Consider the following 11,922-nt stretch of genomic DNA (forward strand, 5'->3'; position numbering starts at 1 on the left):
GCGGGATGGGTCACCGGTGCTCGCCGGTGGAGGTGGGGAAGATGTCGACGAGGATGCGGTAGCGGTCACCGCGGTAGACCGACCGGACGAACTCGGTGACGCGCCCGTCGGCGACGCGCGAGGTCCGCTCGAAGAGGAACGCCAGGGAGCCGGGGTCGGTGGCGAGCTGCTCGGACTCCTCGGCGGTGACGAGGTGCGGCTCGATGGTCTGCGTCGCGGCGCTGATCGTCAGGCCGTAGCGCGACTCGAGCAGCTGGTAGAAGGAGGAGTCCTCGAGGTCGGCGCCGGTGAGCCCGGGCACGAGGTCGGCGGGCACGTGCAGGTCCTCCAGCGCCATGGGTTCGCCGTCGGCGGTCCGGACGCGGCGGACGTGCACGAGCGTGGCGGTGGGCTCGATCCCGAGCACCGAGCCGAGCATCATGCCGGCCGGCTGCTCCCGCGCCCACACGGTATGCGCTCCCGGCGTCATCCCCGGGAGCGCATGTCGGTGGAGAAGGACGTGGCGGACAGCTGCTGGTCCACGCGCGCCGGGGCGACGAAGGTGCCGGCGCCGGGGCGCCGGATGAGCCGGTGGTCGGCGACGAGGGCCTCGACGGCGCGGCGCAGCGTCATCCGGGCGACGCCGAGCTCGGCGGCGAGGTCGCGCTCGGCGGGCAGCGGCTCGCCCGGGCTCATCGGGGCGATGAGGTCCTCGAGCCGCTGGCGGACGACCTCGGCCTTGCCCACCCGGGCGCCGGCCGCCAGCCCCGCGGCCGTCTCGGCCGGGGGCGTGTCGCGCTTGGTGGGCTCGGCGCTCACCGGCCGCGCACCGGGCGGGAGGGACGGGAGGGAGCGTGGTCGGTCGAGAGCACGACGCGGTTGCGGCGTCGGGGGTTCGGCTGGGGCATGTGCTCTCACGTCCTTGTCAGAGGGCATCTTTAGACCAACGGTGCTAGACCAACGGTCCAGACATTGGCATACTGCCTCCCGTGGTGTCAACGAGGACGACGAGATCTGACGGCGAGTCGCCCAGCCTGCTGGCGGTGGACCTGGGCAAGACCGGGGCGCGGGTGCGCGCGTGCGGACCGGAGGGGGTGCGCGAGGGCGAGGGGCCGGGTGTCGTCGGGCTCGCGGCGGCCGACGGGGTGCGGCAGGTGCTGGCCGCCCTGCGCGGTGCGCTCGAGGGTCTGGACGTCGGGCGGGTCGACGTGCTGGCGATGGGGCTGGTCGGCTACCACGCGGCGAGCGCGCGGCGGGAGGCGCTGGCGGAGGCGCTGCTCACGGAGCACGCCGACGTCGTGCTGCTCACCGGTGACGTGACGACGACCTACGTGGGGGCGATCGGTGACCGGCCCGGGGTCGTGGTGGCCGCCGGGACCGGGGCGGTGGCGCTCGGGGCGGACGCGACCGGGCGCACGGTGGTGCGGGACGGCTGGGGCTTCCTCCTCGGGGACGACGGCAGCGGGTATGCCGTGGGCCGTGCCGGTCTGCGCGCGGCGCTGGAGCATCGCGACGGGCGGGGCGGGTCGGCGGCGCTGGAGCACGCTGCGAGGCAGCGCTTCGGTGACCTCGCCGGGCTTCCGGCGGCGGTGCACTCCGCGGAGCACCCGTCGCGGCTGGTCGCGTCCTTCGCGACGGACGTAGCGCGGGAGGCGGAGGCCGGCGACGAGGTGGCCGTGGGGATCTGGGCCGACGCCGGGGCGGGTCTCGCGCGGACCGGGCTGGCCTGTCGCGACGCGCTCGACCCCGCGCTGCCGGTGTGCCTGGCCGGAGGGCTGGCCCAGGTGGGCCCGCTGCTCACCGAGCCGTTCGTGGCAGCGGTGGGCGGAGAGGTGCTGCCGGCCGCCGGGACCTCCCTCGACGGGGCGGAGGCGCTGGCCCGGCAGGTGTGGTCGGGCGAGCTGAGCCCGGTGGTGGCCGAGCAGGTGGGTGTCAGCCGTGCTGCGGACGCTGTCGTGGGCGGTGGCGCGGCGGGGAGCCCCTCGGGGGGCGGCAGAGCAGGGCCCTTGTCCGGGGATGACGATCGGGCGGCCAAGGGCGAGGTCATCGGTGCGCTCGAGACCGAGGGCGTGCGGGAGGACCTGCTCGACCTCGACGAGCGCGACTCCGCGGCCGTGCTGACCGAGCTGTGGGAGGCCGAGGCGACGGTGGCGCCGGCGCTGCTGCGGGTCGTGCCGACGGTGGCCGCTGCGGTGGACGACATCGCTGACCGGCTCCGCGCCGGAGGGCGGATGTTCTACCTCGGGGCGGGCACACCGGGACGGCTCGCCTTCGTCGACGCCTCGGAGCTGCCGCCGACCTACGGCACCACGCCCGACCTCGTGCGGGCGCTGCCCGCCGGAGGGGTGGAGGCGATGGTGCAGGCGCGGGAGGGCGCCGAGGACGACGGCCCGGCCGGGTCCGAGATGGTGCGCGGCGCCGACGTGGGTCCCGACGACGTCGTGGTGGGGATCAGCGCGTCCGGCCGCACGCCCTACGTCCTGCACGGGCTGGCGGAGGCCGCGTCGCGGGTGCTGCGCTGACCGTCGCCGTGTCCGGCAACACCGGGGCGCGGGCGTCGGTCGGGGTGGACCACGCGGTGGAGGTGCCGACCGGCCCCGAGGTCATCAGCGGCTCCACCCGGTTAAAGGCCGGCACGGCGCAGAAGATGCTGCTCGGGGCGCTGTCGACCGCGGTCATGGTGCGGCTGGGCAAGACGCACGGGCCCTTCATGGTCGACATGCAGGCCTCCAACGTGAAGCTGCGCGACCGGGCGGTGCGGATGGTGCAGCGAGTGACCGGCTGCGAGTCGGGGCGGGCGACCGAGGCCCTCGAGGCCGCCGGCTGGAGCACGAAGGTCGCCGTGGTCATGGTGCTCGGCGACCACGACGCCGACCGGGCGCGCGAGCTCCTCACCCGGGGAGGCGACTCGGTGCGCGGAGCCCTGCGGCAGGTGCACGCGTGATCGTCGTCGGGGTCGGCTCGGGCACGAGCGTCGACGGCATCGACGTCGCGGCCCTCGACCTGGAGCTGCGCGGCGAGGTCGTGCAGGCACGGATCCTCGGCTCGGGGACCGTGCCCTTCGACGACGCGCTGCGGGAGGAGGTGCTCGCGGCATACCCGCCCGGACAGGTGGGGATGGAGCAGGTGTGCCGGCTCGACACCCGGCTCGGCCAGGCGTTCGCCGATGCGGTGGCGGGGCTCGGCGCCGAGCTGGCCGGGGGAGCGCCCGACCTCCTCGCCTCGCACGGCCAGACCGTCTTCCACGACGTCGTGGACGGACAGGTCACCGGGACCCTGCAGCTCGGGCAGCCGGCGTGGATCGCCGAGCGGACGGGTAGACCGGTGGTCTCCGACCTGCGGGTCGCCGACGTGGCGGCCGGGGGTCAGGGCGCGCCGCTCGCAAGCCTGTGGGACGCGCTGTGGCTCGGCGGACGGGGGAGGACCTGCGCCGCGCTCAACCTCGGGGGCATCGCCAACGTCACCGTGGTCGGCCCGCAGGAGGTGCTGGCCTTCGACACCGGGCCCGCCAACGCGCTCGTTGACGCGGTGGTCGCACGGCGGACCGCAGGACGGGCGCGCTACGACGCGGACGGGGCGGGCGCCGCCGCGGGGAGCGTGGACGAGGGGCTGCTCGCGGTCCTGCTGGCGGACGACTACTACCGGCGGGAACCGCCGAGGACGACCGGCAAGGAGCGCTTCAACCTCGGACACGTCGACGACGCGCTGGCCGCGCACGGTCGCCCGGTCGCGGACGCCGACCTGCTGGCGACGCTCACCACGCTGACCGCCCGCACGGTGGCCGACGCCCTGGCGCCGTTCGCGCCGCAGGAGGTCGTGACCAGCGGCGGAGGTGCGCACAACCCGACGCTGATGAGGATGCTGGCCGAGGCGATGCCGCAGGTGCGGGTGACGACGAGCGGGAGCCACGGCATACCGGTCGACGCGAAGGAGGCCTGCCTCTTCGCGCTGCTCGGCTTCCTCACCTGGCACGGCGTGCCCGGCACCCTGCCCGGGGTCACCGGGGCCCGCGACGCGCGGCTGGCGGGGCGCATCACCCCTGGTCACGGACCGCTGCGCCTCCCCGAGCCCGCGGAGGTCGCCCCGACCCGGCTGGAGGTGGTGGGCTGATGGAGGTCGTCATCTGCCGCGACGAGGAGGAGATCGGGCGGCTCGGCGCCGACGTCGTGAGCCGGCTCGTGCGGACCCGACCGGAGGCGGTGCTCGGCGTCGCGACCGGCTCCAGCCCGCGCCCGGTGTATGCCGAGCTCGTCGCCCGGGTGCGGGCGGGCGAGCTCGACTTGTCCGGGGTGAGCACGGTCTCGCTGGACGAGTACGTCGGGCTGCCCGAGGGGCACCCGGCCAGCTACCGCACCGAGATCCGGCGCGAGCTGACCGACCCGGCGGGCATCCCCCCGGAGCGGGTGCACAACCCGCAGGGGAGCGCGGGGGACCTGCCCGCGGCGGCGCGGGCCTACGAGCAGCGGATCGCGGCGGCGGGCGGCGTCGACGTGCAGCTGCTCGGGATCGGCAGCGACGGGCACATCGCCTTCAACGAGCCGGGCAGCTCGCTCGCGAGCCGGACCCGGATCAAGACCCTGACCCGGCGGACGCGGGAGGACAACGCCCGCTTCTTCGACGGCGACGCCGATGCGGTGCCGACGCACTGCCTGACCCAGGGGCTGGCGACGATCATGCAGGCCCGGCACGTCGTGCTCGTCGCGACGGGGGAGGGCAAGGCGCGGGCGGTCGCCCAGCTCGTCGAGGGTGCGGTCTCTGCGCGCTGGCCCGCGACCGTGCTCCAGTGGCACCCGCACGTCAGCGTGCTGCTCGACGAGGTGGCCGCGGCGGGGTTGGGGCTGGCGGGCTACTACCGGGAGGCGTGGGCGAACAAGCCCGACTGGCAGGGGCTCTGAGCCGCGGTCCCGGGCGTGCGGCGCTCGCGGACCGCTGCCGTCCTCGGGGCGGACTAGGGTCACAAGTATGCGGCTGGAGAACATCGTCATGCAGGCGCGGGACCCGCAGGCCACGGGCCGGTTCTGGTCGGCGGCGCTCGGGCTCGAGGACCTGGCTCCCGGCAGCCCGGAGGACTACGAGGGCCGGCTGCGGATCGACGACGACGTGTGGCTGGACATCTGCATCGAGCCGGTGACCGAGCCACCGCCATCGGGGTGGCGGCTGCACCTGGACCTGCGCGGCGGTGCTCAGCAGGCGGAGGTGGTGGAGCGGCTCCTCGGACTGGGGGCCAGGCATACCGACATCGGGCAGGTGGACGTGCCGTGGGTCGTGCTCGCCGACCCGGACGGCAACCCGTTCTGCGTCATGCAGGAGCGCGCGGCCTATACCGACACGGGGCCGATCGCGGCGCTGCCGCTCGACAGCGCCGACCCGGCGCGCGACGCCGAGCTGTATGCCGCGATCACCGGCTGGGTCCCGACCGAGGGGGTCGGACTCGTCACGCTGCGGCACCCGAGCCTGCGCGGTCCGCTGCTCGAGCTCTGCCCCGAGCCGGAGCCGAAGGTGCGCCAGAACCGCACGCACCTCGACGTCCGGCCGACCCGCGACGGGCCGGACCAGCGCGGTCTGGTCGAGCTCGCGCTCTCGCTGGGCGCCTCGCTGGCGACGGAGGACTGGACGCAGGGGCACCCGTGGACGGTGATGCGCGACGTGTCGGGCAACGAGTTCTGCGTGCTGGGCGACATTGCGGACTGACCTGCACCGGGTGAGGTCAGGACGACTCTCTCGGTGCCGGCCAAGCCAGCGGCACGACAGCGGCGGTGACGACACCGAGCACCCCGGCGACGAGCACGCCGGCGCCCACCAGCGCGGCGAGTGCTGTCACCCCGGCCGCGAGGAAGAGCTGCACCACCTTGCGCCAGCCCGCCTGCTCGGCTGTCACGCGCCCGCTACCTCGGGTGGGAGGGATCAGCGCGGCGACGAGGATGACGACGACCGCGACGGCGAGCGCCACGGGACGATCGTCCGGCTCCACCAGGCGGCGCAGGGCACGCAGCAGTGCCCACAGTGAGATGACGGCCGCGAGCCACCCCACTCGCGATCGCATCCAGGTCATGCTGCCCACGCTAGTGGCCTAGCCGGGGGTGGCGGGGTCGGGTCAGGCAGCCATGAAGCGATGCTCACAGCGGGTTGTCCAGGACGCTGAGGCGGGGCAAGGACTCCGTGCCTGGCCACGCGACGGGCATACCCGGGACGAGCAGCATACCGTCCGCCGACGGGACTAGAGCAGCTCGACGCGGTCGGCCTGCGGTCCCCGCGCGCTCTGGCGCACCTGGTAGCGCACCCGGTCACCCGGGTCTAGCGTCTCGCCGTCGCGCAGGACGGAGACGTGCACGAAGAGGTCCGCGCCTCCGGCGTCCGGGATGATGAAGCCGAAGCCCCGGTCCGCGTCGTAGCGCGCGACCACACCCTGGCCCCCTCGGGCCGGGCCGTCGGACGACCGCCGCGGCCCGGAGCGGGGGCGGGACGTCGACCGCGCGGGTGCGCCCCGACGTGCCGACCCACCGACGAGCCGCACGTCGCGAGCCTGCGGGCCCTCTCGCTGTCGACGACGAGGAAGGCGACGCCCTGGCCCTCGGAGACCAGACCGCCGGGCACGATGGCCGAGCTGTGCAGGAAGATCTCGTCACCGCCGTCGTCCGGGCTCACGAAGCCATACCCCTTGCTCGGCTCGTACCAGTAGACCGTGCCGAGCAGACCCAGGGGGGCGTCCGTGGGCTGCTCGGCCGTGACCCTGACGCGGCGCGCCTGCGGGCCTCGGTCGCCCTCGCCGATCTCGAACTCCACCACCTGGCCCTCTCGCAAGACCCTCGTCGTGTCGTTGCTGACGATCTCGGACGCGTGCACGTAGAGATCCTCCGCGTCCTCGCCGAGGACGATGAACCGAACCTCGGTCCGCGTCGAACCACCGCACGGTTCCTTCGGTCACGACAGACTCCTCGTTGTCGTGGCGATCGGCATCGTCCTACCGTGGCCGGCGGCGGGGCGAGGAGCGATGCGCCCCCGCGTCAGCGCCTCACGAGTCGTGCGGCACGATGACGGCGCGCGCGTCGAGCTCGCCGTCCCGGAGGCGTCGGTATGCCTCGAGCCCGTCGTCCAGCGAGTAGCGCTCGATCGCGGGCGTGATCTGGCCGGCGCGGTACATCGCCACCACCTCGTGCAGGTCCTCGATGGTGCCCCAGTAGGTCGAGGAGAAGTTGACCTCGTAGGGCACGGTGAAGAAGTTCCACGGGAAGGTGCCGCCGCCGATCCCGACGATCGTGACGGAGCCGCGCTGGGCGACCGTCGCGCCGGCGAGCTGCATCGTCGCGTCGACACCGACGATGTCGAAGACGGCGTCCACGCCGCGCCCGCCGGTCAGCTCGCGGATCCGCTCGACCTGATCCTCGCCGGAGGGGACCGTGACGGCGCCAAGCTCCTCGGCCGCCGCCATGGCCGCGGGCTTGGAGTCCGTGGCGATCACGGTGGCGCCGGTGAGCGCGCGCAGGATTTGGACGGCCACGAGGCCCAGGCCACCCAGGCCGATGACCAGGGCGGTGCGGCCGCCGCCGTCCAGGTGGGGGAGCACCCGCTTGATGGCGTGGTAGGGGGTGAGGCCGGCGTCCGCGAGCGGGGCCGCGGCGACCGGGTCGGCGTCGCCGAGCGGCACGAGGTTGCGCGCCGGGACGGCGAGATACTCCGCCATGCCGCCGTCGCGCCCGAGCCCGGCGGCGGCATACCCGACGGTCTGGGGCTGGGCGCAGTAGGTGTCCTGTCCGCGCGAGCACGCGGGGCAGCGGCCGCAGCCGATCGGGCCGTAGACGAGGTAGGCGTCGCCCGTCTGCAGGCCGGTGACGCCAGGTCCGAGCTCCTCGATCGAGCCGGAGGTCTCGTGACCGAGGACGAAGGGCGGGGTGAGCAGCCCGGTCGGGTCGGACTCGAACTCGGCGAAGAGGCCGACGTCGGAGTGGCAGGCGCCGGCGCCGGCCACCTTGAGCAGCACCTCGCCGGGGCCGGGCGTCGGGCGCTCGACCTCCCTCAGCTCGGGGAACGTCTGGTAGTCGGTGAAGACGATCGCGCGCATGCTTCTCCTTCGTCCGGATCGGCCGTTCTGCTGACCACGGCGGCCAGGCGGGGAGCCCGGGTCGATCTACTACTTATGGTAGTGGATTGCGGCGGGGTGGATGAGCCTGGGTCGGACCGCCTCGGACGGGGGAACCCCGAAGTGGGATTCACTGATGGAGCCTGGCCCGCGGTTGTCTGGGACGATCTTGAGTGGGAGAGCGGAGAGCCATGGATGGTGGCGACGGTATGCCCGTCAACGACGTGGATGATGCAGCCGCGGTCGCCGCGCTCCGCCGAGCCGCGAAGAAGCAGCGCGTGCTGATGCTTCCTGTCGTGCTCGTGGCCGGTGTTCTCTGGTCGGCGTTCATGGCCGTCGTCAACTCGTGGTCTTTCGCAGTGGCCGTGCTGGGGACGGCCATCTTCGCCGTCTTCATAGGGCTGGCCTGGTGGTTCCTCCTGATGCCGACCTGGGTGCGACGGCCTCCCAGCGCCCTGGCGCACGGCATCGTGATCTCGGTGAAGCTCGGCGTCCTGCACATTCGCGCCGGGGACGAGGTGCTCGTCATCGGGCGCGGTGGCGTGACGTCTGAGCTGGACGAAGGGGACTCCGTCCTGGTCACGCAACTCCATCGGCGGAACGCCGCAGTCGTCGTCATGCACGAAGACCGAGGCCCGGTCGTGGTGCCGGCCACACCGCGCCAGCTGTGACACATGGCGGTCTTCGGCTCGGGCTGACTAGGGAAGCCGCTCTTCGAGGATCTCGACAGCCAGGTCGACGATGTCGGCTCGTGGGTGCAGGTCGGGGACGTCACTGAGGGGGAACCACTTCGCGAAGTCTGTCGTGCCGCCCGACTCCGTCGTGCCCAGTTCACCGGCGGTGATGGCGGCGTCGAGCAGGAAGCGCTGTGAGCGCAAGGGTCGGCGGGAGGCGGTGCGGGGGACCGTGAAGTGGTGCTCGGCGACGATCTGTCCGACCGTCACCGTGTAGCCGGTCTCCTCGAACACCTCACGCACGACAGCGTCATGGATGGACTCGTCGAACTCGACCCCGCCACCTGGCAGCGACCATGCGGCATTCTGTGCTCGAGCTCCTCCGTTGAACCACGTGAGCAGGACCTGCTGATCGTCCGTGGTCAGGAGTGCATAGGCGGCCAACCGGGTGTCGTACTCGCTGAAGTGCACGTCGGAACGCTACCGCTGGGCCCCGGGCGTCAGTGAGGCCCCGCGCAATGCCGGGGCCCAAGGCACAGGATTCTTGGTCAGAAGAGGGCCCAGAGCGCCACGAACGTCCCCATGATCATCGTCAGGAAGGCGGCTGCAAGTTTGGTCCTGACATCGGCCCGCTTGTCGTACACGGACCAGAGAAGGAACGCGAGGCACGGCAGCAGGAGCAAGGGGACGGACGAATCGGACATGTCTCTTCCTCGCTCCCGATTCTGGCTGCTCCTGGGGCTTCGTCCGGACAGGGTAGCGCCGCACAGCCCCGCGATCGGTGCGGAGAGACCACGAATGATGGGGAGGCGCTGTGCTCTTCATCACTCAGCAGTGGACCGGTGCCGGTCGAATCCATGGGGCAGCGAGTCTTTCAGCCGCACTTTTCCGCGCCGTGGCCCTAGAGTGACAAGCCCAAAGGCGGGGAGGACGACATGGCGGGTCAGATGAGAGCATCGATGGCCAGGTGGACGGCGATGACCGTGACGCTCTTGGTTCTCGCGGTGATGGGTATATCGCCGACGCAGGCGCTCGATGGGGGTCAGGATGCGGTTCGCGCGGGCCACGATTCCGCCAGCGCCAGGCCAGTCGCTGCCACCGACATCGCAGCAGCTGCCGCATCCACCGGTCGGGTCGGGGGCTCAGACCGTTACGCCACCTCGGCTGCAATCTCGCGCCGTGCCTTCCCGAACGGGTCCGACGTGGTCTATCTCGCCCGGGGAGACGAATTCGCCGACGCGGTAGCAGGTGGGATGCTGACTGACGGCCCCATCCTGCTCGTCCGCTCGTGCGGGGCCGTCCCGAGCGCTGTGAGGACCGAGATCTCGCGACTCGGTGCCCAAGAGGTCATCGCCCTGGGTGGGTCCGGGGCCGTGTGCGGGGAGACGCTGCGCAGCGCTGCCGCTGGTCGGGCCGCCGATCGGATCGCGGGCGAGGGTCGCTACGACACTGCTGCCCTGATCAGTGAGCGCGCCTTCCAGGGGCAGACCGATGGGCCCGTCTACCTCGCCAACGGCACTGCATACGCCGACGCGATCGCGGCCGGATCGCTGACGGACGGACCGGTCCTGCTGGTCCGTCCAGACGGCTCCTACCCTCGGTCGGTCCTGGTGGAGCTCGCCCGGCTGATGTCCCCGCTGGCGGTCGGTCTCGGCGGCTCGAGCGTCGTGTCCGACGCCACCCTGGAAGAATTGCCCTACGCAGGCCAGCGTCCTGATCGGATTCACGGGAAGAACCGGTACGACACCGCCGCCACCATCGCGGGGCGCGCCTTCCCCACGGCGCCCTCGACGGTATACCTCGCGCGTGGCGACACCCTTGCCGATGCGGTTGCCGCTGGCGTCCTGACCGACGGCCCCGTCCTGCTGGTCAACCAGCGCTGCGGCACCCTTCCCCAGAGCGTTTCTGCGTATCTGTCTCTGGTCACTCCAGACCGTGTGCTGGCGCTCGGCGGCTCGACGGCCGTCTGCGATGCCACGCTGGAAGCCGCCTCAGCGGCCGCGCGCCCCGGCCAGCTGCCGGTGAACGCTGGTGTGGCGACAGGTGTGGCCACTTCGTGCGCGGTGACCGCTGCCGGGACGGTCCGCTGTTGGGGCGCCAACGGCAAGGGCGCACTCGGGGACGGCACGACGACCAGCAGCCCCACTCCGGTTTCCGTGACAGGGCTCGGAGCGGGAAGCACGCGGTCAGTGTCGGTGGGCGGCAGCTTCGCGTGTGCCCTGTCTACCGATGGCGCCGTGAAGTGCTGGGGCGCCAACGAGGATGGCGTGCTCGCCGGTCCCTACGGCTCGTATTCGACTGAGCCCGTCGACATCCCACGGCTCGGAGCGGGCACGACTGTGCAGCTCACCACGGGGAAGAAGCACGCGTGTGCGGTCTCCATCACGGGCGCCACGCGTTGCTGGGGCTCGAACTCCTCCAGCCAGCTGGGGATCGGTATGGCGAAGGGCGGCTCAGAGGTGATGCCTACCCTGGTCTCGGGACTGGGGCCGGGGACCACTCGGCAGGTCGACGCGAACTATCTCAGCACCTGCGTCGTGCGTGACGACGGAGCTGCCCTGTGCTGGGGCTCCAACGTGATCGGCACGCTTGGAGACGGCACCCAGACAGAGCGAACTCGGCCCAGCCAGGTGAGTGGTCAGGGGGCTGGCACCACTGCCCAGGTCTCGGTCGGCGTGCATGGTGCTTGTTCGTTGACGACAGCAGGAGCCGTCCGGTGCTGGGGCGACAACGCGGAAGGGGAGCTTGGCTTCCCGCACCCCGGCGGCGGCAACTATTGGTCGCTGGTGCCTGTGGCGGTTGCCACCCTCGGCCCGGGCAGCACGGTCATGGTCGATGCCAGCGGCTCAGGCTTCAACTGCGCCCTGTCCGCCACGTCGGCCACCGTGTGCTGGGGCGCGAATTCCTTCGGCACCCTCGGGACTGGTGAATCCAGCGCGCCTCGCCCCACCCCCGGCCCCGTCGACGGGCTGGGCAGCGGCACGACCGCCCAGATCTCCACGGGCTCCCGACACGCCTGCGCTGGCACCTCCGGTGGTCAGGTTCGGTGCTGGGGCGACAACTCATACGGCCAGATCGGTGACGGCACCTACGAGCAGCGTGACGCCCCGGTGCGCATCAGCATCTAAGGCACCGCCATGGGCCGGCCGCTGTCGTGGCGCAGCACCCGCTGCTGGTCTAGCGTTTGTGGCC

At 72.5% G+C, this 11,922-nt stretch carries 15 protein-coding genes; 7 read left to right on the forward strand and 8 right to left on the reverse strand.

The genetic code is table 11. From position 1 onward, the window contains the following. Positions 1 to 10: 10 nt before the first annotated feature. Together FU792_RS06390 and FU792_RS17795 are read right to left on the reverse strand one after the other, a co-directional pair. The gene (locus tag FU792_RS06390) at positions 11 to 469 is read right to left on the reverse strand and encodes a GntR family transcriptional regulator (protein ID WP_238706065.1); all 459 of its coding nucleotides are present in this window, start codon (positions 467 to 469) and stop codon (positions 11 to 13) included. Next, a complete protein-coding gene (locus tag FU792_RS17795; protein WP_238706066.1) occupies positions 466 to 798 on the reverse strand; it encodes a GntR family transcriptional regulator in 333 nt (110 codons plus the stop codon). The genes FU792_RS06390 and FU792_RS17795 overlap by 4 nt, the downstream gene beginning before the upstream one ends. A 170-nt stretch (positions 799 to 968) precedes the next feature. On the opposite strand from FU792_RS17795, the gene FU792_RS17305 reads away from it, so the two are divergent. The 5 genes from FU792_RS17305 (at position 969) to FU792_RS06415 (ending at position 5,670) form a co-directional block, all read left to right on the forward strand. After that, a complete protein-coding gene (locus tag FU792_RS17305) occupies positions 969 to 2,501 on the forward strand; it encodes a BadF/BadG/BcrA/BcrD ATPase family protein (protein WP_202980405.1) in 1,533 nt (510 codons plus the stop codon). Positions 2,502 to 2,509: 8 nt separating this feature from the next. Then, complete coding sequence (locus tag FU792_RS17310) at positions 2,510 to 2,923, forward strand: N-acetylmuramic acid 6-phosphate etherase family protein (RefSeq protein ID WP_202980406.1); 414 nt, start codon at positions 2,510 to 2,512, stop codon at positions 2,921 to 2,923. Next, complete coding sequence (locus FU792_RS06405) at positions 2,920 to 4,089, forward strand: anhydro-N-acetylmuramic acid kinase (protein ID WP_022924553.1); 1,170 nt, start codon at positions 2,920 to 2,922, stop codon at positions 4,087 to 4,089. The genes FU792_RS17310 and FU792_RS06405 overlap by 4 nt, the downstream gene beginning before the upstream one ends. Beyond that, the gene (gene nagB / locus FU792_RS06410; RefSeq protein ID WP_022924552.1) at positions 4,089 to 4,874 is read left to right on the forward strand and encodes a glucosamine-6-phosphate deaminase; all 786 of its coding nucleotides are present in this window, start codon (positions 4,089 to 4,091) and stop codon (positions 4,872 to 4,874) included. The genes FU792_RS06405 and nagB overlap by 1 nt, the downstream gene beginning before the upstream one ends. 67 nt (positions 4,875 to 4,941) lie before the next feature. Continuing rightward, a complete protein-coding gene (locus FU792_RS06415) occupies positions 4,942 to 5,670 on the forward strand; it encodes a VOC family protein (protein WP_022924551.1) in 729 nt (242 codons plus the stop codon). A 16-nt stretch (positions 5,671 to 5,686) separates the two neighbouring features. Here the strand turns inward: FU792_RS06415 and FU792_RS06420 are convergent, their stop codons facing one another. The 4 genes from FU792_RS06420 to FU792_RS06430 form a co-directional block, all read right to left on the reverse strand. Continuing rightward, entirely contained in the window at positions 5,687 to 6,031 is a 345-nt protein-coding gene (locus FU792_RS06420; RefSeq protein WP_149814633.1) for a hypothetical protein, read from the reverse strand. Between the two features lie 165 nt (positions 6,032 to 6,196). Continuing rightward, positions 6,197 to 6,343 carry a cold-shock protein gene (locus tag FU792_RS17800; protein WP_275100774.1) on the reverse strand — a complete coding sequence of 49 codons (147 nt, stop codon included), beginning with the start codon at positions 6,341 to 6,343 and terminating at the stop codon, positions 6,197 to 6,199. Beyond that, positions 6,274 to 6,822 carry a cold-shock protein gene (locus FU792_RS18430; RefSeq protein ID WP_275100754.1) on the reverse strand — a complete coding sequence of 183 codons (549 nt, stop codon included), beginning with the start codon at positions 6,820 to 6,822 and terminating at the stop codon, positions 6,274 to 6,276. Before FU792_RS18430 ends, FU792_RS17800 begins: the two co-directional genes overlap by 70 nt. Positions 6,823 to 6,991: 169 nt before the next feature. Continuing rightward, on the reverse strand, positions 6,992 to 8,038 hold the full coding sequence (locus tag FU792_RS06430; RefSeq protein ID WP_022924548.1) for an NAD(P)-dependent alcohol dehydrogenase: 1,047 nt from the start codon (positions 8,036 to 8,038) through the stop codon (positions 6,992 to 6,994). A 227-nt stretch (positions 8,039 to 8,265) separates the two neighbouring features. Here FU792_RS06430 and FU792_RS06435 point away from each other — a divergent pair, with 227 nt between their 5' ends. Then, positions 8,266 to 8,727, forward strand: coding sequence for a hypothetical protein (locus FU792_RS06435; RefSeq protein ID WP_149814634.1), 462 nt, complete (start codon positions 8,266 to 8,268; stop codon positions 8,725 to 8,727). Between the two features lie 27 nt (positions 8,728 to 8,754). On the opposite strand, the gene FU792_RS06440 is transcribed toward FU792_RS06435, so the two are convergent. Further along, positions 8,755 to 9,201: an NUDIX hydrolase gene (locus tag FU792_RS06440; protein ID WP_022924546.1), complete on the reverse strand. Its 447-nt coding sequence runs from the start codon at positions 9,199 to 9,201 to the stop codon at positions 8,755 to 8,757. A gap of 77 nt (positions 9,202 to 9,278) precedes the next feature. Next, positions 9,279 to 9,434, reverse strand: coding sequence for a hypothetical protein (locus FU792_RS16725; RefSeq protein ID WP_022924545.1), 156 nt, complete (start codon positions 9,432 to 9,434; stop codon positions 9,279 to 9,281). A gap of 273 nt (positions 9,435 to 9,707) precedes the next feature. Between FU792_RS16725 and FU792_RS06445 the strand changes: the two genes are divergently transcribed. Continuing rightward, positions 9,708 to 11,858, forward strand: coding sequence for an RCC1 domain-containing protein (locus tag FU792_RS06445; RefSeq protein WP_161600211.1), 2,151 nt, complete (start codon positions 9,708 to 9,710; stop codon positions 11,856 to 11,858). Positions 11,859 to 11,922: the final 64 nt, after the last annotated feature.

The organism is Serinicoccus marinus DSM 15273 (genome assembly GCF_008386315.1).
Lineage (GTDB): Bacteria > Actinomycetota > Actinomycetes > Actinomycetales > Dermatophilaceae > Ornithinicoccus > Ornithinicoccus marinus.

Bases quoted from the DNA above. Each gene is read 5' to 3' on its own strand.
- FU792_RS16725 (WP_022924545.1), bottom strand. From the start codon at position 9,434: ATGTCCGATTCGTCCGTCCCCTTGCTCCTGCTGCCGTGCCTCGCGTTC.
- FU792_RS06445 (WP_161600211.1), top strand. From the start codon at position 9,708: ATGACCGTGACGCTCTTGGTTCTCGCGGTGATGGGTATATCGCCGACG.
- FU792_RS06430 (WP_022924548.1), bottom strand. From the start codon at position 8,038: ATGCGCGCGATCGTCTTCACCGACTACCAGACGTTCCCCGAGCTGAGG.
- FU792_RS06435 (WP_149814634.1), top strand. From the start codon at position 8,266: ATGCCCGTCAACGACGTGGATGATGCAGCCGCGGTCGCCGCGCTCCGC.
- nagB (WP_022924552.1), top strand. From the start codon at position 4,089: ATGGAGGTCGTCATCTGCCGCGACGAGGAGGAGATCGGGCGGCTCGGC.
- FU792_RS06415 (WP_022924551.1), top strand. From the start codon at position 4,942: ATGCGGCTGGAGAACATCGTCATGCAGGCGCGGGACCCGCAGGCCACG.
- FU792_RS06390 (WP_238706065.1), bottom strand. From the start codon at position 469: ATGACGCCGGGAGCGCATACCGTGTGGGCGCGGGAGCAGCCGGCCGGC.
- FU792_RS06420 (WP_149814633.1), bottom strand. From the start codon at position 6,031: ATGACCTGGATGCGATCGCGAGTGGGGTGGCTCGCGGCCGTCATCTCA.